Consider the following 24,904-nt stretch of genomic DNA (forward strand, 5'->3'; position numbering starts at 1 on the left):
CGTGAGCGTGATGGGTGCGATCGGTAAGTCGAAGCAATCGGCCGCCAGACGCGGTGTAGGCGCGATGCGCGCGGTATCGCGCCGGGCCTGGCAGGGCCTGGCACTGCTGATGGTGGCGCTGGTCCTGAGCTCCTGTGGCTGGCGTGGCATCTCCAATGTCGCGATCCCGGGTGCGCCGGGGACCGGCAAGGGGTCTTACACCGTTTATGTGCAGGTGCCCGACACCCTGGCGATCAACGGCAACAGCAAGGTGATGGTTGCCGACGTGCCCGTCGGGTCGATTCGCAACATCCAGCTCAAGAACTGGGTGGCGACCCTGACGTTGGGCATCGACCAGGGCGTCAAGCTGCCCAAGAACGCGCTCGCCAAGATCGGCCAGACCAGTTTGCTGGGTTCCCAGCACGTTGAGCTGGCCGCACCGCTCAACCCGTCGTCGCAGCTACTCAAGAACGGCGACACCATCCCGCTGAAGAATTCCTCGGCGTACCCCAATACCGAGCAAACGCTGGCCAGCATCTCGCTGATCCTGCGCGGCGGCGGCATCCCCAACCTGGAAGTGCTGCAAAACGAGGTCTACGACATCTTCCACGGGCGCGGCGATCAGATCCGGGGCTTCCTCACCAGGCTTGACACCTTCACGCGGCAGCTCAACGAACAACGCGATGATATCACTCACGCCATCGACTCCACCAACCGACTGATGGCCTACGTGGGTGGCCGGGCCGACGTGGTGGATCGCGCGCTGACCGATCTGCCGCCGCTGATCAAGCATTTCGCTGACACCCGCGATCTGCTGATCAACGCCGTGAACTCGGTGGGACAGCTCAGCGGCGTCACCGGCCGCTACCTGTCGGAGGCACGGGGCAACCTGCACACCGATCTGCAGTCGTTGCAGTGTCCGCTCAAGGAACTCGGTCGCGGCTCGCAGTACCTGATCGGGGCCCTGAAGCTGATCCTCACCCAGCCGTTCGACATCGACGCCGTGCCGAAGATCTTCCGCGGTGACTATCAGAACGTCTCGGCCACCCTGGACGTCACGTTCAGCGCCATGGACAACGCGGTGCTCACCGGTACCGGCTTCTCCGGCGCGCTGCGCGCCCTGGAGCAGTCGTTCGGCCGTGACCCGGAGACGATGATTCCCGACGTCCGGTACACCCCGAACCCGAACGACGCACCCGGCGGTCCGCTGGTGGAAAGGGGTGACAGGCAGTGCTGACTCCATTCATCAAGCGCCAGCTGATCATGTTCGGGACGCTGACCGTCCTGTCGCTGCTGGTCCTGGGCGTCTACTACTTGCAGATCCCGGCGTTGCTGGGGGTGGGGCGCTACCCGCTCAAGGCCGAGTTGCCGGCCTCGGGTGGTTTGTATCCCACGGCCAACGTCACCTATCGCGGCATCACGATCGGCAAGGTGACCGGCGTCGAACCCACGGCAACCGGTGTCGAAGCCACGATGAGCATCGACAGCCGCTACAAGATCCCGGTCGACGCTTCCGCCAACGTGCATTCGGTGTCGGCGGTCGGCGAGCAGTACCTGGACCTGGTGTCCACCGGCGCCCCCGCGAAGTTCCTCTCGCCCGGGCAGACCATCACCAAGGGAACGGTACCCAGCGAAATCGGTCCTGCGCTGGACACCGCGAACCGCGGGCTCGAGGTGCTGCCGGCAGACAAGATCCCGGTGCTGCTCGATGAGACCGCGCAAGCGGTCGGCGGCTTGGGGCCCGCCCTGCAGCGGCTGGTCGACGCCACGCAGGCGATCGTCGGGGACTTCCACACCCAGATCAACGACGCCAACGACATCATCCAGAACTCGGGCCCGATCCTGGACAGTCAGGTCAACTCGGGCGATGCGATCTCGCGCTGGGCACACAACCTCAACGTCCTGGCCACCCAGACGGCCGAGCGGGACCAGAACGTGAAGAGCATTCTTACTCAAGCCGCGCCCACCGCCGACCAGCTCAACTCGGTCTTCAGCGACGTGCGCGACTCGCTGCCGCAGACGTTGGCGAACCTGGAAGTGGTGTTTGACCTGCTCAAGCGTTACCACAAGGGCCTGGAGCAGGTGCTGGTATTCCTGCCGCAGGGTGCCTCGATCGCCCAGACGGTGGCCGCGCCCTTCCCGAACATGGCCGCCCTGGACATGGCGCTGGCGATCAACCAGCCACCACCCTGTCTGACCGGCTTCATCCCGGCCGAGCAGTGGCGTTCCTTCGCCGACACCAGCCTGCAGCCGCTGCCTAAGGGCACCTACTGCAAGATTCCGATGGACACGCCGGCCAACAGTGTGCGCGGCTCCCGCAACATCCCGTGTGTGGACGTCCCCGGCAAGCGGGCAGCGACCCCGCGTGAGTGCCGTGACCCCAAGCCGTACGTCCCGGCGGGTACCAACCCGTGGTACGGCGACCCCAACCAGCTGCTGACCTGCCCGGCGCCCGGCGCGCGCTGCGACCAGCCGGTTAAGCCCGGCCTGGTGGCGCAGGCGCCATCGGTGAACAACGGGATGAACCCGGCACCGGCGGACAAGCTGCCTCCGGGCGGAACGCCACCTCCGATCAGCGATCCGCTGCAGCGACCGGGATCGGGTACGGTGCAGTGCAACGGCCAGCAGCCCAACCCGTGTGTCTACACTCCGGGCCCCCGACGGCTGTCTACAGTCCCCAGAGCGGTGAACTGGTAGGGCCCGACGGAGTCAAATACTCCGTCGAAAACTCGACCAAAACAGGAGACGACGGATGGAAGGAGATGCTGGCGCCAGCCGGCTGAACCCCACCGACGCGGATGATTCGTTGCGTACCGAGGCGACAGCTGAGGATTCGTCGGAATCTGAGGCCGAAGCCGTACAGATCAGTCACGACGTGACGACCGAGGATTCAGCAGAATCCGAGGCCGCACCGGATTCGACTGAACAACTGGAACCCGAGGCCGCGGCCGAACCCGAGGCCTCGGCCGGTTCGCACGACGCTGCCCAAGAGCAAGCCGAGGACACCGAGCAGTCCGGCGATGGCCAGGCTGTCGAGCCCGGTGTCGAGCGCAGACCTTCGCGGCTGGGGCGGGGCTGGCTGGTGGGCATCAGCGCGGTCCTGCTGTTGGCCGCCGGTGGCATCGGCGCGGGCGGCTACCTGGCGCTGCGTTCGCACCAGGAGAGCCAGGTGATTGCGCGCAACGATGCGGCGGCCCTGGAAGCGGCGAAGGATTGTGTCGCGGCTACCCAGGCCCCCGACACCAGCGCCATGGCCGCCAGTGAACAGAAGATCATCGATTGCGGCACCGATCAGTACCGCTCTCAGGCCGTGCTCTACAGCAGCATGCTGGTGCAGGCCTACCAGGCCGCCAACGTGCACGTGCAACTGACCGACATGCGTGCAGCCGTTGAGCGTAACAACCCGGACGGCTCGGTGGACGTGCTGGTCGCGCTGCGCGTCAAGATGTCCAACGATCAGGACCAGAATCAGGAGACCGGCTACCGGCTGCGGGTGCGGATGACGCCCACCGAAGGGCAGTACAAGATCTCCAAGCTTGATCAGGTGGCGAAGTGACGGTGGTGGTCGACAAGGTCGAGACCACGGACGTCGTCGCAGAGTTACCCCAGAAGGTTCTTGCCCCTGGCATCTGCGGCTGGGAGCCTTCGCCGTCGACGTGCTGTCCGGTGCCGCCGTGGTGGCCACGTTGGGGCTGGTCGCCGAGACTGTGCCGCCGGACAGCGTCTGGTGGTGGGTGTACGTCTCCCTTCTGGCGCTGGTCGTTTTGGTCATGGCGGCCAACCGGCTGCTGCTGCCGCCGATCCTCGGCTGGAGCTTGGGACGGGCCCTGTGCGGAATCACGGTGGTGCGCCGCGACAGCCACGACGGCGATGATGCCCTCGGACCGTGGCTGCTGCTGGTCAGAGACCTGGCTCACCTGCTGGATACCCTTCCGCTGTTGATCGGGTGGCTGTGGCCGTTGTGGGACTCTCGGCGGCGCACGTTCGCCGACCTGCTGGTACGCACCGAGGTTCGCTACCGCGATCCCGAGCAGCGCCCGGCCCACGTCAGGCAGTGGACGGTGGCGGCGTTGCTCACCGCCGCGGCGCTGTGCGTCGGCGGCTCCGCGCTGAGCTACGGTCTGGTCTACACCAGAGACCAGGCGACCGATCAAACCCGCGCGGAGATCGCGACGCAGGGGCCGAAGATCGTCGCACAGATGCTGACCTACGACCCGAGCACGCTGCAAGAGGACTTCGCCCGCGCCCGGTCGCTGACCACCGACAAGTACCGCGAGCAGTTGGCCGTTCAGCAGGAGACCGTGGCCAAGGGACACCCCGTCCTCAACGAGTATTGGGTGACCGACAGCTCGATACAGGCGGCGACGCCCGATCACGCCACCATGTTGATGTTCATGCAGGGCCGTCGAGGCAGCCCACCCGAGATCCGCTACATCAGCGCAACCGTGCGGGTGAGCTTCGCCAAAGACGGGGCCAACCAGTGGCGGGTGGACGATCTCACCGTCCTGACCAAGCCCAAACCCCCTGGGAATGGGAAATGAGTCCGCGGCGCAAGTTTGTTCCCGGCGAGGCCTCGTTACTGGTCGCGTCCTATCCGGAGGTGCCGAAACGACAGTGGGGGCTGCCACTGGCGGCCACCGCCGCCGCCGTGCTGATGGCGGCGGCGATCACCGTGTGCAGTCTGATGTTCGCCTCGCACGTCACGCGCTACCACGCCGCCAGGAAAGACCATGAGGTGGTCAACTCGGTGAAGTCGTTCATGAGCGAGTTCACCTCCGTCGATCCGTATCACGCCAACGAGTACATCGAGGGCATACTGGCGCACGCGACCGGCGATTTCGCCAAGCAGTACCGCGAAAAGGCGAACGAGATCCTGATACAGATCGCCCGTGCCGAGCCGGCCACCGGCACCGTTCTGGATGCCGGCGTGGAGCGGTGGAATGACGATGGCAGCGCCAACGTGCTGGTGGCTACCGAGGTGACCTCCAAGTCACCGGATGGCAAACAGGTCTTTGAGAACACGAATCGCTGGGCTGCCACGGCAAAGTGGGAAGGGAATCAGTGGAAGATCAGCAACCTGCTGCAGGTGATCTGACCGACGCCGTCTCCGACGGCGAGACCGAGGCTGCTGCCGCGGCATCCGACGACGAAGCTCAACCGGACGAGGCCGTCCAGACGCCGGCCGCCGGGGCCGAGCCCGCCGAGGGGGCCGCTGACGACGAGGCCACGACCGATTCCGTGGAGGACACGGGCGAAGCCAGCGCCGACTCCACCGACCCGGATACGGATGCGGAAGCGGATGGCGCGAAGGGCAAGGCCGCGGCCCGCCCCAAGAGACTGACCGGCCGCCGGCTAGCGGCGGTGGGCGCGGCGATCACTGCGCTGCTCTTTGTGGGTTCCGCGGCATTCGCGGGTGCCGCCGTGCAGCCCTACCTGGCCGATCGGGCGGTGGTGGCGATCAAGCTCAACGTGGCCCGCACCGCCGCGAACGCGATCACCACGTTGTGGACCTACAACCCCGAGAACATGGACGGCCTGCCCGATCGCGCCGCGACCTATCTCAGTGGCGACTTCGGAGCCCAGTACCGCAAGTTCGTCGACACCATCGTGGCGCCCAACAAGCAGGCCAAGATCACCAACAACACCGAGGTCACCGGGGTAGCGGTGGAATCGCTGGATGGCCCGAACGCCATCGCGATTGTCTACACCAACACCACGACGACCAGCCCGCTCACCAAGAACATCCCGTCGATGAAGTACCTGTCCTATCGGCTGATCATGAAGCGGGACCGGTCCCGGTGGTTCGTGACCCGGATGACGACCATCACCTCACTGGACCTGACACCGCGCGTCTAGTCCACCCGCGGCGGACCGACGGCCGACGGTGAACGTGAACGTGACGGCCAGGTGCTGGAGCGGCGGGCTAGTTGAACGCGAGCCAGCTGGGCAGCGCCCGCTCGTGTGAATCGCACAGGACCTGGCGGGTGTCACACGAGCCTTTCGGTGCTCCCGCCCCGGCCCACATGCCCCCGGTGTCGCGGCGCAACACGATCGCGGACGACCCACCGCCGTCGAGCAGGATGGCAGTGTCGCTGCCCAGGCCTCGGAACAGGTCCTGGATGTTGTCCGGGGTGTAGCTGCCGCCCTCAAAGATGTACATCTCGTCTTTCGGCTTGGAGTAGGCAAGGGCCGTCCGCGCCGCACTAGGGCCGCCGTCGTGCAGCTGTCCGATATCGCCGGGGACAGCAGGCCGATGCCCGCGACCGCGACGAATTTCGCATTCTTGTTGAGCAGATCCTGGATCACCGGGGTGGCGAGGTCGTAGTCCTGCCTACCCTTGGGGCGCAACACATATGGTGCGCCGCCGACCGGAATGATCATGGTCGTCAGGGACGTCCAAACCTCATTTCCGCCGGACAATCCCTGCTTGCCCGCGTAGGCGACGGTGCCGGTCACGGCCTGGTTGGCGCGTCCCATCCCGTGGGTGTTGTCCACGAAGGCGCCCAGCGGCGAACTGCAACCGGTGGTCCGCCACGAACCGCCCTTCTGCCCCCGCACGTCGAAGAAATTGGCGTTGATGGCAATGGTCGGCTGTCCCATCCGCTGCCACGCCTGAAGCGGCGGGTAGATCTCCGACGCCTGCCATAGCCCTTCGCTGGTGCGGGCCCCCGGGTTGCGCTCGCAGCGGGCCTGGTCGCCGGTGTGCGTGTCAACCAACAGATGCGGCTGCAACCGCTGCGACGCATTCTTGATGATCATCAGATGCCCGCCATTGTTCATCTCATACCAATGGCCGGCCCCGTTGAGCAGCGGCATGGGATGGCCACCGCCGAAGTTGTAGACCAGATAGGAGCCCCGGGTGGTGGCAATGGCGTGCTCGAGCATCTCGCGTCCGTCAGCGGCGCGGGCCAGCGGCCGTCCTGTGGTGGTGGCCAACGTCGCGCACACCGCCAGGACGGCAAAGCAGGCCGTGAGTCGGCGCAGGCTGGCAAATGCCGTCAGCACGAGGTAGCCCTTTCGGCCCAGGTCGAGGAGCAACCCCCCTAGCATCAGGCACATCCGCCCCACTGTCAACAAAAGTCACAGCGGGGTGACGGCACGGCCGCACCCTAATTACGTTTCCTCGCTTGAGCTTTCAGTTGAATCACGGTCGCGGGCGCGCTCCTTGGCCTGATGCTGCGCTTGGTGCTCCGCCGCAATCGCCATCTCCACCGCGCCGGGAATCCGGTGGAAGCCCTTGCGGTCATAGAGGTGGGTGGTGAGGCCACCTAGCAACAGGCCGATGACCAGGCCGATCGCCGTCATCAACAGCGCGTGCGACAACCCGGACTCCGGTTGACCGTTGAGATACAACAGCGATCGCACGCCCAGAAATACCTGGTGCATCGGCTCGAATTTGGCCAGCCAGCGGAAGAACGGCGGCACCGCCTCCAGTGGGACCGTGGCGCCGGCCGACGGCAGGCCGAGGATGACAAAGACCAGCATGCTGGCCAGCAGGCCCATGGAGCCCAGCACCGCGATCAGCGAACTGGACGTCACGCCCACCGCGGTGATCGCGAACACCCCGTATAGCCATAACTTCCAGCCCGCCGGAATGGGCATGCCGAGCCCATGGGCGATGGCCATATAGACCGCCGAGGTGAGCAATGCCAGCACCGTCATCAATCCCCACTTGAGCAACAGGGTGCGGAATCGCGAGATGTTGACCTGCTCGGCGAAGCGGTAGACGGGGCCGAACTCGGCCGGCACGTATCCCAGCAGTGAGTCCACCAAGGTGCTCACCACGATGCTGCCTGTGAAGCCGGCCAGCAGCAGCAACAGCGCGTAGTAGAAGGCCGACAAGCCGTTGCCGGTCCCGTTGGGCAGCGCATTGTACACGGTGGTCTTGACGTCGATGGGGCTGGCCAGCCCGAGCGCCGATGCGCCGGACAGTGGCGCGCCGCCGGTCTGCGCCGCCACCTCGGCCGTAACACGTTCGCCGACTTTGCTATTGGCGGCCGCCATCGCCTGCGTCAGGGTCTGGCCGGCGATGCTGGCGCCCAGGGTGCCGGCACGCGGATTGGTGGAGATGGTGATCACGGGCCGGTCGGTGGAACCGGGCTGGACCGCGCTTACCGCGAAGTCGCGCAGCTGGGAGGAGAAGGTCGGCGGTATTACCGCCGAGCCGTAGACCTGGGCCCGGTCCAGCAGCCGCTGGGCCTGTTCGTGGTCGACCACCCGGACATCGAATTTGTTCTTGTCCAATCCGGCGACGATGCCGTCGACAATCTGCTTGCCGGCGGGCCCGGCGTCCTCGTTGACCAAGGCGATGGGGAACTGGCGCAGATTGGTGGTCGGATTCAGGATTCCGCCCAGGTACAGCGCCGCCAGCGCGGACATCAAGGCCAGGGTGATGACGACCGGCGCCGTCCAGAACCGCACGGTCCGAAGCGACTTGATACTTCGCTTGGGGTTCGGCGCCGCATGGCGCGGCTGCGATTGAGACATGTGGGCTCCTGTCTGTCGTGCCCACTCTATGTGGCCTTGCTGGATATCCTCAGCTGCCCAGGATCGAGCGCATCTCCCAGATCAATACCTCCGCGGGCGCATGCGCGATCAGGCGCGGGGCTTCGACGTCGGTGAAGCGGACCGCATCTCCGGTGCTCACATCACCGAATGATTCCAGTCCGAGCCGTCCCCGGGCAACGAATAAGTGCAGGTAGGAGGCCGACGGCAGGTCGATGGTGTCGCCCGGGCGCAACCGCGCGCAATGCAGCGCGGCGTGGCGGTTGTGCAGGGTGATCGCCGCGTCCTGGCCGGGGATACCCGAGGCGACGGTGACCAGGCCGCCGTCGAACAGCCGGTGATCGATTTCACGCTGTTGGTAGCTCGGTGTGATGCCCGTCTCGTCGGGCGCGACCCACATCTGCACGAAATGCACCGGCTGTGACTGCGAATCGTTGGTCTCCGAATGCAGGATGCCGCTGCCCGCCGACATGCGTTGGGCAGGCCGGGATAGATCACGCCGTGGTTGCCTGTGGAGTCCCGGTGTGTCAGTTCGCCTTCGAGTACCCAAGTCACGATCTCCATGTCCCGATGCGGGTGCGTGTCGAAGCCGCTTCGGGGTTGCACCACGTCATCGTTGCTGACCAGCAGCAAGCCGTGGTGGGTGTTGTCGGGGTCGTAGTGGTCGCCGAACGAGAACGAATGTCTGGACGTCAGCCAGGATGTGGTGGTGACGGCTCGGTCGGCCGCGCGCCTAATCTGCACGGTGGCGGGCATGGTCTCCACATTAATCCGGTACAGGGGCCCCGCGCGTGCGCCCCGCGTCGTGCGTCGAATCACTTTGTTGCCGAGGTTGATTCAGATTCACCGCAGTCGAACCGCCCTGCCTTCCGGTGAACGCGTGCTGCCGCAGCGCCGCGGGAATGGCATCAATATCGTTTGCTGCCTGACGGTTTGGCCGGCGATGCGCCCAGCGCTAGCGGCGCGTTAGGCGCTGCGATCCGGAGCCGGGGAAGGTGGCGGTCGCGAGTTGGAGGATCTCGCCGCGGTCGGCCGACAAGATGAATCCGCTTTCGATTGTCCGGTCCAGCGCGGCGCTGAAGTTGTCGAGATACTGTTGCGCTCCGCCCGGATAGAGCCGGTCCAAGGTGGCGGCGTCGAAGGGTTCGCCGGAGCCGAAGATGGCGGCCATGATGCTGTCCTGGGCGCCGTGGCCGGATGTCCGTGCGATCGGCACATCCACCCACGGGGTTCGGATGCCGTCGGTGGCCAGGCCGTTGCGATCCAGCACGGGCCGGGCCAGATCGCTGTCGTGCATCGCGATGCGAGCCGCGTGGGCGCCGGCTCGCCGGTGCGGACCCAGGAGCTCAGCGCGCTCACCGCCGCCTGAACCACGTAGTGCTGCTGCGGCGCAAAGTTGATGTAGTAGTCAAGTTGGCGCCCCATCAGGGTGTCGGTCGGCGCATAGGCGGCCACGATCGCGTCCAGCGGCGCGTCGCCGGTGTCGATCGGTGCGACCTGGATCGTGTAGTTGTCGGCATGAGCGGCCCCGGGAATCTCCCAGACCCGCAGCCACTGATTGTCGGGCTGACGCGTGTAGACGTAACCCCGGCGCACACCCCCGAACAGGTCGGTTTCGGTGATGATCGTGATCAGTGGGACCCGAAGATCCGGACGGAAGGTGACCGCTTGTGGTGTTTCGGATTCCTCGAATACGGAGCCGCCGTCCAGCGGTGCGGCGGAGGCGAATCGCGAATGCACGAGGAATCCGTCGTAGATCTCGGCCAGCGGGTCGACGGCATTGATGTAGGTCGTCAAGAACATCGCCGATTGGGACTCGCCCATGGCCACCAGGTGTTGTAGGCGCAGACCGCGCAGCAGGTCATGAGGATCGGCATCCCGGAGCAGTCCGCCGGCCTGGGAGAAGATGTCGTAGCAGAAGGCGTCGCCGGGGTGGTGCAGGGATCGGTAGCGCGCTGGGTCTTGGTTCTTGAGTGACAGGTCCGCGCCAAGCAGGCTGGGGCCACCTTCGACGCCGACCCGTTGGGCCGAGATCGCAACGTAGGCGTATCCGGCGCGAACAATTTCGCGATGCGCCATCATCCATACCGCTGGAGCGTCGATGCCGCCGCTGACGTTGAGCCATTCCAGCAGCACCGTGCCGTTGAACCTGGCCGGATCCGCCGGAGTCAGCACCACCATCCGGGTCGTGTAATCGGCGGTGTCCGAAGGTATTACGTCCCAACGGCCATCGGCGCCGAGCTCGGCCGCGGGGACATAGGAATGCGCCGTTCCGGAGACGAAGAACTCCTCGACGAGGTAGCCCAGCCCGCCCAAATCGAAGGCGCCCAACAGCAGCGCCGGCTTGCCGGGCACGGGCGCGACGCGCAAGGAACCGGCCATCGTCAAATCGAAGCCGGCAGGCCGAATTTCGGGAACAGTGAGCCGTCCAGGAAGGCCGTCACATGTGACACTCAGCCGTCAACCATATCCAGCACATGCAACTGAAAGGGCACATGGGTCTCACCCGCCCGCATGTACATGGCCGCGGCGGGCTGGCCGTTGGCGACCAACGGAATAAGTCGCATATCGCCGGGACATTCGGCCGGGCACTGCTGGTGAATGAGCGTGATGATGTCGCGCGCGCCCTGATACCAGCCGGCATAGGGGGGCATCTCCCAGATCGCCTCGGCGGTGAATATCTCCACCAGCCGGTCGATGTCGTGGGCCTCGAATGCGGCGATGTAGCGAGTCAGCAGGTCTTGGGCTTCCGGCGAATCGGGTGCGACCAGTCCGTCATCGGCACTGGGCTGGGCGGTCTCGAGCTGTGCCCGGGCCCGTTGCAGCAGGCTGTTCACGGCGACGGTGGTCGTGCCGATCGCTTCGGCCACCTCGGCGGCATTCCATTGCAGCACGTCTCGCAACAGCAGCACCGCTCGTTGCCGGGGAGACAGATGCTGCAACGCGGCGACGAAGGCCAACCGGACCGATTCCCGGGAGCCGACGATGACCGATGGATCCGCCGGATCGGCCATCAAATCGGGCAATGGCTCGAGCCAGGGCACTTCGGCGCGCTCGACCAGCGGTGCCGTCGGATCCGAACCCGAGGCCGCCAGCCCCGTCGGCAAGGGCCTGCGTTGCCGACCCTCTAACGCGCTCAGGCAGGTGTTGGTGGCGATCCGGTGCAGCCAGGTCCGCAGCGAGGACTTGCCCTCGAAGCGGTGGTAGGACTTCCACGCCCGCAGCAGCGTCTCCTGCACCAGATCCTCGGCGTCATGTACCGACCCGGTCATCCGGTAGCAGTGGGCCAGCAACTCACGCCGGTAGGGCTCGGCGTGGACAGCGAATTCGTCGCCGGCCGGCCGCTCGCGTTCGGCGGTGGGGGCGGTGAAGTTCGCTATGGAGTTCTGCGTGGAGTTCCCGGCGAGCGCACTCACGTCAATGAGCCTACGCAGAGTCGCTGACATTCCCAGTCCTCGAGCAACTACGCTGCCGGTAATGAATACGACCCGCACTGAACGGACCTTCGACGGTGTCGGCGGCGTGCACATCGTCTACGACGTCTGGACGCCGGATGCCGCGCCGAAGGCGGTCGTCGTGCTGGCTCACGGGCTGGGTGAGCATGCCCGCCGTTACGATCACGTCGCCCAACGGTTGGGAGCGGCCGGGTTGGTCACCTATGCCCTTGACCACCGTGGCCACGGCCGCTCCGGCGGCAAGCGGGTGCTGGTTCGAGACATCTCCGAGTACACCGCCGACTTCGACACCCTGGTGGGCATCGCCACCCGGGACAACCCGGGCCTGAAGTGCATCGTGCTCGGACACAGCATGGGCGGCGGGATCGTGTTCGCCTACGGCGTCGAGCGCCCGGACAACTACGACCTGATGGTGCTCTCGGCGCCGGCGGTGGCGGCCCAGGATCTGGTGTCACCGGTGATCGCGGCGGCCGCCAAAGTTCTTGGCGTGGTGGTGCCGGGGCTGCCGGTACAGGAACTGGACTTCACCGCCATATCCCGCGATCCGGAGGTGGTGGCGGCCTACCAGAACGATCCGCAGGTCTACCACGGTCGAGTCCCGGCCGGAATCGGTCGGGCGCTGCTGCAGGTGGGGGAGACCATGCCTCGGCGGGCTCCAGCCTTGACGGCGCCGCTGCTGGTGATACACGGCACCGATGACCGATTGATTCCGATCGAGGGCAGTCGTCGCCTGGTCGGACATGTCGGATCCGCCGACGTCGAACTCAAGGAGTATCCCGGGCTGTACCACGAGGCCTTCAACGAGCCGGAGCGTGATCAGGTGCTCGACGATGTGGTCTCCTGGATCACTGCGCGGCTGTAAACCGCATGGACCCGGAAATGTCGGATCACTTCCGTAGTTTGGCGCCATGACCGACGACAAGATGCTGGCCCGTATCGCGGCCCTGCTGCGTCAGGCCGAAGGCACCGACAACGCCCACGAAGCCGATGCTTTCATGAGCGCTGCCCAACGGCTGGCCACCGCGGCCTCCATCGACCTGGCCGTGGCCCGCTCTCATTCGGCCCATCGGTCCGCCGCTTCGGCGCCGACCCAGCGCACCATCACCATCGGGACGGCGGGCACCCGCGGTCTGCGGACCTATGCCCAGTTGTTCGTGCTCATCGGCGCGGCAAATGACGTGCGTTGTGACATCGCAACGAATTCGACGTTCCTCTACGCCTATGGGTTCACCGAGGACATCGATGCGACCCACGCGCTGTACGCCAGCCTGGTGGTCCAGATGGTGCGGGCGTCGGATGGCTACCTGGCCACGGGCGCGCACCGGCCCACCCCGACGATCACCGCCCGGCTCAACTTTCAATTGGCGTTCGGGGCGCGGGTCGGTCAGCGCCTGGCCGAGGCGCGCGAGCAGGCGAAAACCGAAGCTGCCATGGACCGAAGCCGGGCGCCGGGCACCGAGATCGCGCTGCGGGACAAGGAACTTGAATTGCGCGACCATTACCGCAGTGCGTCGCAGGCGCGTGGTACCTGGCGGGCCACCAGGGCCTCTGCCGGGTATTCATCGGCGGCGCGGCGCGCGGGCGACCGGGCCGGGCGCCAGGCGCGGCTTGGGAAAAGCCCCGAACTGCCCGGGGCGAGGACCGCCCTGGATCGGTGACAGCGGCGGAGTCGTCCAAAAGGGACTTCCAGCGTGCCAAGGTGTACGCGGCCGAGGAGTTCGTCCGGACCCTGTTCGATCGTGCCGCCGAACACGGCACACCCAGCGTGGAGTTCTTCGGAACGCAGTTGACACTGCCGCCGGAAGGCCGGTTTGCGTCGGTGTCGTCGGTGCAGAGTTATGTCGATTCCGTGCTGGGGCTGCCCGCGGTGCGGCAACACTGGCCCGCCGTGTCACCGCTGCGGGTGCGGGCGCGCCAGGCGGCCACCGCGGCGCACTACGAAAACCGCGGTGGCGTGGGAACCATTGCCGTTCCCGGCGCTGGTCCCGGCCGTGGCGCCGGCGATTGGGCGATGCGCGAGCTGGTGGTGCTGCATGAAGTGGCGCATCATCTGTGTCAGGTGCCGCCGCCGCACGGCCCGGAGTTCGTGGCGACGATGTGCACCCTGGCCGAGTTGGTGATGGGGCCCGAACTCGGTCACGTGCTGCGGGTTGTGTACGCGAAAGAGGGTGTGCGGTGAGCTCGTCGGGTCACGATGCCCCCGCTGACGTCCGTGCCCGCCAAGTTGAGTCCGAAATGACCGACGAGGAGCGCTTCTCGCTGTTGCTGGGTGTGATGGGGGCCGGCGACCTGTGGCCGCTGCGTGATGAACGCATACCCGCGGACGTGCCGATGTCTGCCGGGTACGTGCCGGGGATTGCACGGCTCGGGGTGCCGGCGTTGCTGATGAGCGATGCCGGCCTGGGCGTCACCAATCCCGGGTATCGCCCCGGTGACACCGCCACCGCATTGCCGGCCGGACTTGCGCTGGCGGCCAGTTTCAACCCTGCGCTCGCCCGTAGCGCGGGTGAAGTGATCGGTCGCGAGGCCCGCAGCCGCGGGTTCAACGTCCAATTGGCGGGAGCGATGAACCTGGCTCGGGACCCGCGCAACGGGCGCAACTTCGAATATCTTTCCGAGGACCCGTTTTTGACGGCGGCCATGGTCGCAGAGTCGATCATCGGCATCCAGCAACAGGGTGTCATCTCAACGGTCAAGCACTTTTCGTTGAACTGCAATGAGACCAACCGGCACTGGTTGGATGCCGTCATCGATCCCGATGCCCACCGCGAATCGGACTTGCTGGCCTTTGAGATTGCCATCGAACGCGCCCAGCCCGGCGCGGTGATGGCGGCGTACAACAAAGTCAACGGTGTGTATGCCGCCGCCAACGGGGAGTTGATCAATGAGGTGCTCAAAGGGGCCTGGGGATATCGCGGTTGGGTGATGTCGGACTGGGGCGGCGCGCCGGGATGGGAGTGCGCGCTGGGTGGCCTGGATCAGGAGTGCGGCGCCCAGATCGATGCGATCCTTTGGCAATCAGAGGCATTCGGCGATCCGCTGCGGGCCGCGTACCACGAGGGGCGGCTTCCCAAAGCTCGCCTCTCGGAGATGGTCCGACGCATCCTGCGGTCGATGTTCGCGGTCGGTGTCGATCGCTGGGAGCCGGCACCGGCGCCCGACATGGATGCCCACGACGAGGTCGCCGCTGAGATCGCACGCCAGGGAATTGTGCTGCTGCAGAACAGGGGAGTGCTACCGCTGACGCCGGCGCCGGGCACCCGCATCGCCGTCATCGGCGGCTACGCGCAGCTTGGAGTGGTGGCCGGCTACGGCTCCAGCGCTGTGGTTCCCCCGGCGGCTACGCCGAGGTGATTCCGATCGGCGGGGCAGGACTGACGGCGGGCGTGCGCAACCTCTATCTGCTTGGGTCAAGCCCGCTCGATGAGTTGCGTACCCAGTTTGGCAACGCTGAGCTCGAATTCGATCCGGGGATCATCCCAGCGGAGGCGGTGGCGGTGGCCCGGCGGGCCGACGTCGCGGTGGTATTCGCAATCCGGGCCGAGGGCGAAGGCTTCGACAGCGCCGACTTGACGCTGCCGTGGGGGCAGGACGCGGTGATCAGTGCGGTGGCGGCGGCAAACCCGAACACGGTGGTCGTGCTCGAGACCGGCAACCCGGTGGCCATGCCGTGGCAAGACTCGGTGAACGCGATTGTGCAGGCCTGGTATCCGGGCCAGGCGGGTGCCCGGGTCATCGCGGAAGTCCTGGCCGGCCGGGTGAATCCGTGCGGGCGGCTGCCGATCACGTTTCCGGTCGGCCTCGGCCAGACACCGCGCCCGGAGCTCCCCGGCTACGGGGCGCCGGTGGGAGCGCCGATGCGCATCCACTACCGCGAGGGCGCCGATATCGGCTACCGCTGGTTCGCTACCACCGGAGAGGTTCCGAACTTCGCGTTCGGGCATGGGCTGACCTACACCAGTTTCGGCTACCGGGACCTGGCGGTCAGCGGCGGCGACACGGTGACGGTCACGTTCGGGGTCGCCAATACCGGCGATCGAAGCGGGGCGGATGTCCCGCAGGTGTACCTGACCGCGGTCACCGGTGAGCCGCGGCTGCGGCTATTGGGGTTTGAGCGAGTCGAACTCGAACCGGGCCAGTCGTGTGCCGTGGAGATCGTTGCCGATCCACGACTGCTGGCCTGCTACGACGGCGCCGCCGGGTGCTGGCGCATCGAAGCGGGCACCTACACGGTCGCGGTGGCCGAGGCGGAGCTGGCCGGCCGGACATTCGGACGCTGATCGCCGGAATCGACGAGTTCCCGGGATCCGGCCGGCCCCCCATGCCTACTGGACGGGAACCAAGGCGTCACCGCAGTTGCAGCGGTAGGGCTCGCCGGAGCCCGAGCAGTGGCACGGTACCTCGATCCGAACGCGACAGCCGCAGCCTTCGTGGCCGCAGGTCAACATGGTCCCGGCCTCGTGAGTTGCCATCGGTATCTCCCTTATCCAAGTCATGGGACTGAAGTCCCTCCGGTTTACCTCCGCAAGATTATATACCATATACGGGTATCAGGTAAAGGATGATGGGTGATTTTGGGGTAGCCGATCGGGTCGTCGGGCTCAGCTGGTGTGGCCGCCGAGGCCGTCCGCGCCGGTCTTGCCCGGTCCGCCGTTGGCTCCGCCGGGCGGGGTGCCGGTGCCTCCGGTGCCGCCGGTGCCACCGCCGCCGCCGATGCCGCCCACAGCGCCGTCGCCGTTGCCGCCGGCCCCGCCTGCGCCGCCGTCGCCCCCGTCGCCGCCAGTCTGGCCGGCCGTGGTTGCGGTGCCGCCTGTCCCGCCGTCGCCGCCGGTTCCGCCCTTACCTCCGGTTCCGCCGTTTCCGGTGCCGTTCGCGATTCCCCGGTGCCGCCGAACCCGCCGGCGCCGCCGGTGCCGCCGGCCAGGCCGGGAGCGCCGTTGGCGCCGGCTCCGCCCTGGCCGCCCTGGCCACCCGGGCCGGCGTTTCCGGCGTAGTAGCTGTTGCCGCCGGTGCCACCGAACCCGCCTTCGCCCCTGTTACCGGCACTTCCGATGCTGCCGGCGGTGCCCGCGCCGGTGCCGGGCAATCCACCCTCGCCGCCGGCGCCGCCGGTTCCGCCGACGCCGCCGGGCATGCCCTCGTAGGTGCCGTTGGTGATGCCGCCGTAACCGCCCTTGCCGGCGTATCCGCCTTGGCCGCCGGTGCCGCCGCTGCCATTAGCGGCACCGGCACCGGCCGAACCGCCAGTGCCACCGGTACCGCCCTTGCCGCCATCTCCGCCGGCAAACCCCGCTGAGGTGGCCCCGCTGCCGCCGGTGCCGCCGATGCCGCCGGCGCCACCATTGCCGGCGGCACTACCGCCGGGCCCGGGGGCACCGCCTGTCCCGCCGGTGCCTCCGGTGCCGCCGGCGTATCCCGCCGTTCCGAAGCCGGTGTCGCCGTACCCGCCGGGGCCGCCGGTGCCGCCATCGCCACCGTTGCCGCCGATACCGCCGGGGCCCGGGTTGCCACCGGTGCCGCCGGTTCCACCGATCCCGCCCATGGCGCCCGCCGCATCAAAGCCGGTGCCCCCGTAGCCGCCGCCTCCGCCGATGCCACCGGTGCCGCCGTCGCCGCCGACGGCCGCCGTCCCGCCGGTCCCCGGGTCACCGCCGGTGCCGCCGGTCCCCCCGCTGCCCCCGGCATAGCCGTTTTCGTTGTAGTCGCCCGGGCCGCCGTAGCCGCCGCCCCCGCCGGTGCCACTATTGCCGCCGGTACCACCGGTGCCGCCGGCGCCGCCGGGTTGCTCGAACGAGCCGGCGCCGCCGTAGCCGCCCTGTCCACCGTCGCCGCCATCGCCGCCCCGGCCCCAGGCCACCTGGGTGCCGTCGCCGGACGTGCCGCCGCCCCCGCCGCCACCGCCGTCGCCGCCATAACCGCCGTAGCGGTCGGTTCCGGCGGTGGCGTTCGCGCCGGTGCCGGCCGCTCCGCCCTTGCCGCCGGTGCCGGCCACACCGTCGGCGCCATCACCATGCCCGGGCAAGCCGCCACTACCGCCGTAGCCGCCGTCTCCGCCATCACCGCCCCCGCTGCCGGTATCGGGGGTGCCGGTGCCGCCCCCTCCGCCCTCGCCTCCGGTGCCTCCGGTGCCGCCCGCGCCGTTGGTGCCCCCGGGAAGACTGTTGCCGCCACTACCGCCGTAGCCGCCGTCTCCGCCATCACCGCCCCCGCTGCCGGTATCGGGGGTGCCGGTGCCGCCCCCTCCGCCCTCGCCTCCGGTGCCTCCGGTGCCGCCCGCGCCGTTGGTGCCCCCGGGAAGACTGTTGCCGCCGTTTCCGCCGTCGCCGCCGTAGCCCCCGCTGCCGCCGATGTCTCCGGTATCGCTCTTGCCCGCTGCGCCGTTGCCTCCGGTGCCGCCCGCCCCTCCCGTGCCTCCGGTGCCTCCGGTGCCGCCCGCGCCTCCGCTACCGGCGACGCCGCTGACCCCTCCGGTACCGCCCTTGCCGCCGCTGCCCCCGTTGCCCGCGCCGCCGCCGGTGTCGGCGGTGCCGCTGCCCCCGTCGCCACCGGCGCCTCCGAGGCCGCCGTTGCCGCCGCTGCCGTTCGTCCCACCGGCGCCGCTGTTGCCGCCGGAGCCACCCTGGCCACCAGCGGCGCCGTCGCTGCCGTTGTCGCCGGTTCCGGCCACCGCGTTGGCCCCGGCCCCACCCGTGCCGCCGTTTCCGCCCCCGCCGCCGTTGCCGTAGCTACCGGCCGATCCGCCGAACCCGCCGACCCCGGCGGCTCCGCCCGCGCCCGCGGCGCCGCCGTCACCTCCGGTGCCGCCGGCGGCCGCGTTGATCCCGGCGGCAGCGGCCGCCCCGGTACCGCCGGTGCCGCCCATCCCGCCGCCGCCTCCGTGGCCGCCGGCGCCATTGAGACCCAACAGACCGGCGTCGCCGCCCGCCCCGGCGGCTCCGCCGGCACCGCCACGGCCGCCATCGCCGCCGACGTCGTTGCTGAGCTGGCCGGCCTGTCCATTACCTCCCGCACCTCCGGTGCCGCCGTCGCCACCGACACCCGCGTGCCCGAACCACCCGGCGGCTCCGCCGGCCCCGCCGTGGCCACCGCCGCCGCCGTTCCCGCTCTGTTGATTGGGCAGCGCCGCGCCGCCGCTACCGCCGAGCCCGCCGGCCCCGCCGGCGCCGCCGTAGCCAAGCAATCCGGCCCGCCCGCCGGCCCCGCCGGCACCGCCGTCCCCGCCGGCCAGACCGACCCCACCGGTGCTGCCGTTGCCACCGGCCCCGCCGTTGCCGAAGAACCCGCCGTTGCCCCCGATTCCACCGGCCCCGCCGGCGCCACCGTGCCCGCCCGCACCGCCATTGCCGAAAAATGCCGCGGACCCGCCGGCGCCGCCGATCCCGCCGGCACCGCCTTGGCCGCCGATGCCGCCATTGCCGATGAGGCCGGCGGATCCGCCGGCGCCGCCGGCCGTTGCAGCGTTGGTGCTGGTTCCGCCGTTGCCGCCGTTGCCGTACAAGATGCCGCCGTCTCCGCCCGGCGTCCCGACCCCGTTGACCGTGGTGCCGTTGGCGCTGTTGCCGATCAGCGGCCGGCCCAGCAGTGCCTGAATGGGCGTATTGATCACCCCGAGCAGGGCGTCGGCAGCATTGGTCGCCTCGGCAGAGGCATATGAATTCGCGCTAGCCAGAACGGTTTTTGTGAACCGGTCAGGAATGGCGGCCAGCTCGGCGGCCAGCAGCTGATAGGTCTTGGCGTGCTGGGAAAACAGTGCCGCGATCGCTGTGGACACCTCATCGGCCGCGGCGCTGGCCACGTTGATGGTCGGGCTGGCCGCAGCGGCGTTTCCCTGGGTCAGTAGCGCCCCGATGCGCTCTATGTCGGCCGCGGCCGACGCCATGGCTTCCGGGGAGACCAGTACAAACGTCATCGCGCACCTCGCTGTACCTCACGAATCCATCGCCCAGCAGGTGCTGGGCGATGGATTCCACGATGGTATCGCCAAGGTGTGGCGCCTGTCGCGGTTGTCGCGGAAACGCGCGGCATCCCAGGGCGCCGTTGGCGCAGCCGTGGGTACGGCCCGGGTGGCGGGCACCGGCCCGGGCGGCTGGTGGTTCCAGAACCGCTCAACCACAAGCCATCCGGGCTTATCGGGTTAGCCGCAGACCGCGCCGATCGCGGCGGAGCCGACCAGCTTGACGTACTTGGCCAGTACGCCGGTCTTGTAACGCGGCGCCGGAGGAGTGAAATTCTGTTGACGGGCCGCGAACTCTGCCGGGTCGGTCAGAACGTCGAGCGTCCGGCCGGCAACGTCGAGCCGGATCCGGTCGCCGTCGCGCACGAACGCGATCGGTCCGGCATCCACCGCCTCGGGTGCGATGTGTCCCACACAGAAGCCCGTTGTGCCGCCGGAGAATCGACCGTCGGTCAACAGCAGCACGTCTTTGCCGAGCCCGGCGCCCTTGATCGCGCCGGTGATGGCGAGCATCTCCCGCATCCCGGGGCCGCCCTTGGGTCCCTCGTAACGGATCACCACCACGTCACCGTGGGTGATGGTGCCGTCCTCGAGGGCATCCAGCGCGGCCCGCTCGCCGTCGAAAACCCGTGCCGTTCCTTCGAATACATCGGTGTCCAAGCCGGCCGTCTTGACCACGGCACCTTCGGGGGCCAGGGATCCACGCAGGATGGTGATGCCCCCGGTCGCATGGATCGGGTTGTTCAGCGCGCGTAGCACCTTGCCGTCCGGGTCCGGCGGAGCAATGGCCTCCAGGTTCTCGGCCACGGTCCGGCCGGTCACGGTCAGGCAATCCCCGTGCAGCAGGCCGGCATCCAGCAAAGTCTTCATGACCACCGGCACGCCGCCGATGTGGTCGACGTGGGACATCACATGGCGGCCGAACGGCTTGACATCGGCTAGGTGCGGCACCTTCGAGCCGATCCGGCTGAAGTCGTCGAGCGTGAGCTCGACGTTGGCCTCATGGGCGATCGCCAGCAGGTGCAGCACCGCATTGGTCGAGCCGCCGAATGCCATCACCACCGCGATGGCGTTCTCGAACGCCTCCCGGGTCATGATGTCGCGAGCGGTAATGCCCTGGCGCAGCAATTCGATGACGGCTTGACCGCTTTGCCGGGCGAACCCGTCGCGGCGGCGGTTGGTGGCCGGGGGCGCCGCGCTGCCCGGCAGCGACATGCCAAGTGCTTCAGCGGCACTGGCCATCGTGTTGGCCGTGTACATCCCGCCACAGGCACCCTCGCCGGGGCAGATCGCGCGCTCGATGGCGTCGACGTCGGCTCGGCTCATCAACCCTCGCGAGCACGCGCCGACCGCTTCGAACGCGTCGATGATGGTGACCTCGCGTTCGCTGCCGTCGGAGAGCTTGGCGACCCCCGGAAGGATCGAGCCCGCGTAGAGAAACACCGACGCCAAATCCAAACGGGCGGCGGCCATCAGCATTCCGGGCAGGGATTTGTCGCATCCGGCCAGCAGCACCGAGCCGTCGAGGCGCTCGGCCTGCATCACGGTTTCCACGCTGTCGGCGATCACTTCGCGCGACACCAGGGAGAAGTGCATGCCCTCGTGACCCATCGAAATGCCGTCGGAGACCGAAATCGTGCCGAACTCAAGCGGGTAGCCGCCCGCGGCGAACACCCCCTCTTTCACCGACTTGGCCAGCCGGTCCAGCGAGAGGTTGCACGGCGTAATCTCGTTCCAGGACGAGGCAACCCCGATCTGTGCCTTGGCGAAGTCTTCGTCGACCATGCCTACCGCCCGCAACATGCCACGGGCAGCGGCTTTTTCCAGTCCGTCAGTGACGTCGCGGCTACGGGGCTTGATATCGGCTTCTGGCATTGCCCAAGTATGCTCGCAGGGTCATCGTCGCCAAAATCGGGACCTTATACCCCAACGGGGTATATCATGCAACTGAGTCCCTCCGGCAAGTGTGATCAGAGACTTCCGTCGGGGGAGCGTTCCGAGCGTATGGAGAGTTATGACAACCGCACACGGGTATTCGCAGCAGAAGGAAAATTATGCCAAGCGGCTGCGCCGGATCGAGGGTCAGGTGCGCGGCATCGCCCGCATGATTGACGAGGACAAGTACTGCATCGACGTGCTCACCCAGATCAGCGCCGTCAACAGCGCACTGCGGTCGGTGGCCTTGAACCTGCTCGACGAACATCTGAATCACTGCGTCACCCGCGCGGTGGCCGAGGGGGGCACCGACGCCGACGGCAAGCTCGCGGAGGCGTCCGCGGCCATCGCACGTCTTGTTCGTTCGTAACGCGAGGGTGTGTTGCGGGGCCACCGGGTTTAATGCCGCCGGTGTGGTGCGTACGGTGAGAGCAGCGTGATCGGTCGTAGCACTACCGCAGTACCGGCCGATCCCGTCGCACTCGCCATGACTTCCGAAGCCCGAACCGCAACCACCGCAGCGCGACCGTGGACGCCACGAGTCGCTGCACAACTGTCTGTGCTGGCGGCGGCGGCCTTCATCTATGTGACCGCGGAGATCCTGCCGGTTGGCGCCTTGTCGGCCATCGCGCGGAACCTGCACATCAGCGTGGTACTGGTGGGGACCCTGTTGTCCTGGTACGCGCTGGTTGCGGCCCTGACGACGGTTCCGCTGGTGCGCTGGACCGCGCACTGGCCGCGCCGCCACGCCCTGATGGTCAGCCTGGTGTGTCTGACCATCTCGCAGCTCATCTCGGCGCTGGCGCCCAATTTTGCGGTGCTGGCCGCCGGACGGGCGCTGTGCGCGATCACCCATGGCTTGCTGTGGTCGGTGATCGCCCCGATCGCTACCCGATTGGTGCCGCCCAGCCACGCCGGACGCGCCACCACCTCGATCTACATCGGGACCAGCCTGGCGCTGGTGATCGGCAGCCCGCTCACCGCGGCCCTGAGCCTGATGTGGGGCTGGCGGCTGGCCGCGGTTTGTGTGACGGTCGCGGCCGCCGTTGTGACGGTGGCCGCCCGGCTGTTGCTCCCCGAAATGGTGCTTAGCGCCGATCAGTTGCAGTATGTGGGCCCGCGGTCGCGGCATCACCGCAACCGGGCGCTGATCATCGTCAGCCTGATCACCATGGTCGGCGTCACCGGCCATTTCGTTTCCTATACCTACATCGTGGTGATCATCCGGCAAGTCGTCGGTGTGCGTGGGCCCAGCCTGGCCTGGCTGTTGGCCGCCTACGGTGTCGCGGGTGTCGTCGCGGTGGCGCTGGTGGCGCGACCGCTGGACCGCCGGCCAAAGGGCACCATCATTTTCTGTGTGGTCGGGCTGACGTTTGCGTTCGTGCTGCTGACCGCGCTGGCATTCGGGGGTCACCTGGCCCCGATGACGGCGTTGGTGGTCGGGACGGGGGCGATCGTGCTGTGGGGCGCCGCTGCGACCGCGGTGTCGCCGATGCTGCAATCCGCGGCGATGCGCAGCGGGGCCGACGACCCGGACGGCGCCTCCGGCCTTTATGTGACGGCATTTCAGGTGGGCATCATGGCCGGCTCGTTGATCGGTGGGCTGCTCTATGAGCGGAGTGTGGCGATGATGCTGACCGCTTCCGCGGGCTTGATGGGCGTGGCGCTGGTCGGGATGACGTCGGCTCGCCGCGTGTTCGAGGCCCCGGTCGCGGTTGCTGGCGCAACTTCACACAACCAGTAAAGTCGCAGGTCAAAGACTCGGAATCGTCGGCTGACGGGGTTTTGGACGGTCGCGGAATGGGCATCGGGTGGCTGTGCTATGCCACACTGGGTTCCAGGACGTGACCGGAGGGATGTCATATGTCGCGCTGGACGAGAGGCCGAATCAGGGGAAGCCTCTTCGCCGCTGTCAATGCGGCCGGAGTCGTTGGCGTGCTGCTGCTGGGCGCCGGCCCCGCTGTTGCCGACCCGGATGACGCTCCCGGCGATCCGCCGGTGATTGCCCCGGCCGAACCCGCGCCGGACCCGCTGGCCCCGCCGCCGGGGCCGCTGGCGCTGCCGCCGATGCCCGACCCGCTGGCGCCGCCGCCGTTCCCCGACCCGTTGGCCCCGCCGCCATTGGTGCCGGTCGCTGCCGGTCCGGTGGCCGGGCAGGACCCGACTCCGTTCTTCGGCCCGCCCCCGTTCCGGCCGCCGTCGTTCAACCCGGTTGACGGTGCGATGGTTGGAGTGGCCAAGCCGATCATCATCAACTTCCAGGTGCCGATCGCCGACCAGGCGATGGCCGAAAGCGCCATCCACATTTCGTCGATTCCGCCGGTGCCGGGCAAGTTCTATTGGATGACTCCGACGCAGGTGCGCTGGCGGCCGTTCCAATTCTGGCCGGCCAACACCGCGGTGAACATCGACGCGGCGGGCACCAAATCGAGCTTCCGCACCGGTGACTCGTTGGTGGCCACCGCCGACGACGCCACGCACCAGATGACGATCACCCGCAACGGGGTCGTCGAGCAGACCTTCCCGATGTCCATGGGCATGGCGGCCGGTAACCACCAGACGCCCAACGGCACGTACTACGTGCTGGAGAAGATGCCCACGGTGGTGATGGACTCCTCGACCTACGGTGTGCCGGTCAACTCGCTGCAGGGCTACAAGGTGACCGTCGCCGACGCCGTCCGGATCGATAACAGCGGCAACTTCGTGCACAGTGCGCCGTGGTCGGTAGGAGACCAGGGCAAGCGCGATGTCAGTCACGGCTGCATCAACCTCAGCCCGACCAACGCCAAGTGGTTCTTCGACAACTTCGGCAGCGGTGACCCGATCGTGGTGAAGAACTCGGTGGGGACCTACAACAAGAACGACGGCGCGCAAGACTGGCAGATCTAGCGGTGCCGGTGCTGGTGCGCGCCTGAGGGCGCAATACCGGCCCTAGATCGGCCCTGAATCTGCACTGAATCGCGCCCGGCGCCCAATTTCGCGAGTGCGCTCGCATGTCGGGGACTGCTGAACCCACCGCAAATTCCCGATGTCGATTTCTGAACAGGGCTTTCGCCGGTCCGGGTGTTATGTATAG

General features: G+C 67.8%; 14 protein-coding genes and 7 pseudogenes. 13 read left to right on the forward strand and 8 right to left on the reverse strand.

Annotation, left to right across the window (positions count from 1 at the left end):
* Positions 1-64 precede the first annotated feature (64 nt).
* From CKW46_RS04385 to CKW46_RS04410, 6 genes and pseudogenes are all read left to right on the forward strand, one after another.
* Positions 65-1,216, forward strand: coding sequence for a virulence factor Mce family protein (locus CKW46_RS04385; protein WP_482053359.1), 1,152 nt, complete (start codon positions 65-67; stop codon positions 1,214-1,216).
* A pseudogene (locus tag CKW46_RS04390) lies at positions 1,210-2,762 on the forward strand (MCE family protein). Before CKW46_RS04385 ends, CKW46_RS04390 begins: the two are co-directional and overlap by 7 nt.
* Positions 2,732-3,535 (forward strand): Rv1363c family protein, encoded by an 804-nt coding sequence (locus tag CKW46_RS04395; protein ID WP_482052871.1) that lies wholly within the window; start codon positions 2,732-2,734, stop codon positions 3,533-3,535. Before CKW46_RS04390 ends, CKW46_RS04395 begins: the two are co-directional and overlap by 31 nt.
* Positions 3,532-4,520, forward strand: a pseudogene (locus CKW46_RS04400) (RDD family protein). The gene CKW46_RS04395 and the pseudogene CKW46_RS04400 overlap by 4 nt, the downstream one beginning before the upstream one ends.
* Entirely contained in the window at positions 4,517-5,074 is a 558-nt protein-coding gene (locus CKW46_RS04405) for an Rv1363c family protein (protein ID WP_011739286.1), read from the forward strand. The pseudogene CKW46_RS04400 and the gene CKW46_RS04405 overlap by 4 nt, the downstream one beginning before the upstream one ends.
* Positions 5,041-5,835, forward strand: a complete 795-nt coding sequence (locus tag CKW46_RS04410) for a mammalian cell entry protein (RefSeq protein WP_096371996.1) — start codon at positions 5,041-5,043, stop codon at positions 5,833-5,835. The genes CKW46_RS04405 and CKW46_RS04410 overlap by 34 nt, the downstream gene beginning before the upstream one ends.
* Before the next feature lie 67 nt (positions 5,836-5,902).
* Here CKW46_RS04410 and CKW46_RS04415 read toward each other — a convergent pair.
* From CKW46_RS04415 to CKW46_RS04435, 5 genes and pseudogenes are all read right to left on the reverse strand, one after another.
* Positions 5,903-7,029, reverse strand: a pseudogene (locus CKW46_RS04415) (phosphodiester glycosidase family protein).
* Between the two features lie 63 nt (positions 7,030-7,092).
* A complete protein-coding gene (locus CKW46_RS04420) occupies positions 7,093-8,466 on the reverse strand; it encodes a YhgE/Pip domain-containing protein (RefSeq protein WP_482052873.1) in 1,374 nt (457 codons plus the stop codon).
* Between the two features lie 49 nt (positions 8,467-8,515).
* Positions 8,516-9,240 (reverse strand): annotated as a pseudogene (locus CKW46_RS04425) (pirin family protein).
* A 199-nt stretch (positions 9,241-9,439) separates the two neighbouring features.
* Positions 9,440-10,866: pseudogene (locus CKW46_RS04430) on the reverse strand (alpha/beta hydrolase domain-containing protein).
* 2 nt (positions 10,867-10,868) lie between these two features.
* Positions 10,869-12,014 (reverse strand): annotated as a pseudogene (locus tag CKW46_RS04435) (sigma-70 family RNA polymerase sigma factor).
* On the opposite strand from CKW46_RS04435, the gene CKW46_RS04440 reads away from it, so the two are divergent.
* The 4 genes and pseudogenes from CKW46_RS04440 (at position 11,962) to CKW46_RS04455 (ending at position 16,219) form a co-directional block, all read left to right on the forward strand.
* Positions 11,962-12,801 (forward strand): alpha/beta hydrolase, encoded by an 840-nt coding sequence (locus CKW46_RS04440; protein WP_012392405.1) that lies wholly within the window; start codon positions 11,962-11,964, stop codon positions 12,799-12,801. The pseudogene CKW46_RS04435 and the gene CKW46_RS04440 overlap by 53 nt on opposite strands.
* A gap of 46 nt (positions 12,802-12,847) precedes the next feature.
* The gene (locus tag CKW46_RS04445; RefSeq protein ID WP_482052874.1) at positions 12,848-13,597 is read left to right on the forward strand and encodes a DUF2786 domain-containing protein; all 750 of its coding nucleotides are present in this window, start codon (positions 12,848-12,850) and stop codon (positions 13,595-13,597) included.
* Positions 13,594-14,118, forward strand: a complete 525-nt coding sequence (locus CKW46_RS04450) for a TIGR04338 family metallohydrolase (RefSeq protein WP_012392407.1) — start codon at positions 13,594-13,596, stop codon at positions 14,116-14,118. The genes CKW46_RS04445 and CKW46_RS04450 overlap by 4 nt, the downstream gene beginning before the upstream one ends.
* A gap of 56 nt (positions 14,119-14,174) precedes the next feature.
* A pseudogene (locus CKW46_RS04455) lies at positions 14,175-16,219 on the forward strand (beta-glucosidase).
* Between the two features lie 45 nt (positions 16,220-16,264).
* Here the strand turns inward: CKW46_RS04455 and mymT are convergent.
* The 3 genes from mymT to ilvD form a co-directional block, all read right to left on the reverse strand.
* Positions 16,265-16,411, reverse strand: a complete 147-nt coding sequence (mymT, locus tag CKW46_RS04460) for a copper-binding metallothionein MymT (RefSeq protein WP_083866523.1) — start codon at positions 16,409-16,411, stop codon at positions 16,265-16,267.
* 44 nt (positions 16,412-16,455) lie between these two features.
* Positions 16,456-19,848 carry a PE family protein gene (locus CKW46_RS04465; protein WP_499018817.1) on the reverse strand — a complete coding sequence of 1,131 codons (3,393 nt, stop codon included), beginning with the start codon at positions 19,846-19,848 and terminating at the stop codon, positions 16,456-16,458.
* A gap of 225 nt (positions 19,849-20,073) precedes the next feature.
* Entirely contained in the window at positions 20,074-21,768 is a 1,695-nt protein-coding gene (ilvD, locus tag CKW46_RS04470) for a dihydroxy-acid dehydratase (protein WP_482052876.1), read from the reverse strand.
* A gap of 139 nt (positions 21,769-21,907) precedes the next feature.
* On the opposite strand from ilvD, the gene ricR reads away from it, so the two are divergent.
* From ricR to CKW46_RS04485, 3 genes are all read left to right on the forward strand, one after another.
* Positions 21,908-22,198 carry a copper-sensing transcriptional repressor RicR gene (gene ricR / locus CKW46_RS04475; protein ID WP_011739296.1) on the forward strand — a complete coding sequence of 97 codons (291 nt, stop codon included), beginning with the start codon at positions 21,908-21,910 and terminating at the stop codon, positions 22,196-22,198.
* Between the two features lie 117 nt (positions 22,199-22,315).
* Entirely contained in the window at positions 22,316-23,572 is a 1,257-nt protein-coding gene (locus tag CKW46_RS04480; RefSeq protein WP_117435334.1) for an MFS transporter, read from the forward strand.
* Positions 23,573-23,691: 119 nt separating this feature from the next.
* A complete protein-coding gene (locus tag CKW46_RS04485) occupies positions 23,692-24,717 on the forward strand; it encodes a L,D-transpeptidase (RefSeq protein WP_482052877.1) in 1,026 nt (341 codons plus the stop codon).
* Positions 24,718-24,904: the final 187 nt, after the last annotated feature.

The sequence above is a fragment of the Mycobacterium liflandii genome (genome assembly GCF_022354805.1).
Lineage (GTDB): Bacteria > Actinomycetota > Actinomycetes > Mycobacteriales > Mycobacteriaceae > Mycobacterium > Mycobacterium marinum.

Bases quoted from the DNA above. Each gene is read 5' to 3' on its own strand.
- CKW46_RS04420 (WP_482052873.1), bottom strand. From the start codon at position 8,466: ATGTCTCAATCGCAGCCGCGCCATGCGGCGCCGAACCCCAAGCGAAGT.
- CKW46_RS04445 (WP_482052874.1), top strand. From the start codon at position 12,848: ATGACCGACGACAAGATGCTGGCCCGTATCGCGGCCCTGCTGCGTCAG.
- CKW46_RS04405 (WP_011739286.1), top strand. From the start codon at position 4,517: ATGAGTCCGCGGCGCAAGTTTGTTCCCGGCGAGGCCTCGTTACTGGTC.
- CKW46_RS04385 (WP_482053359.1), top strand. From the start codon at position 65: ATGCGCGCGGTATCGCGCCGGGCCTGGCAGGGCCTGGCACTGCTGATG.
- CKW46_RS04465 (WP_499018817.1), bottom strand. From the start codon at position 19,848: ATGACGTTTGTACTGGTCTCCCCGGAAGCCATGGCGTCGGCCGCGGCC.
- CKW46_RS04485 (WP_482052877.1), top strand. From the start codon at position 23,692: ATGTCGCGCTGGACGAGAGGCCGAATCAGGGGAAGCCTCTTCGCCGCT.
- ilvD (WP_482052876.1), bottom strand. From the start codon at position 21,768: ATGCCAGAAGCCGATATCAAGCCCCGTAGCCGCGACGTCACTGACGGA.
- CKW46_RS04395 (WP_482052871.1), top strand. From the start codon at position 2,732: ATGGAAGGAGATGCTGGCGCCAGCCGGCTGAACCCCACCGACGCGGAT.
- CKW46_RS04440 (WP_012392405.1), top strand. From the start codon at position 11,962: ATGAATACGACCCGCACTGAACGGACCTTCGACGGTGTCGGCGGCGTG.
- mymT (WP_083866523.1), bottom strand. From the start codon at position 16,411: ATGGCAACTCACGAGGCCGGGACCATGTTGACCTGCGGCCACGAAGGC.
- CKW46_RS04480 (WP_117435334.1), top strand. From the start codon at position 22,316: ATGACTTCCGAAGCCCGAACCGCAACCACCGCAGCGCGACCGTGGACG.
- ricR (WP_011739296.1), top strand. From the start codon at position 21,908: ATGACAACCGCACACGGGTATTCGCAGCAGAAGGAAAATTATGCCAAG.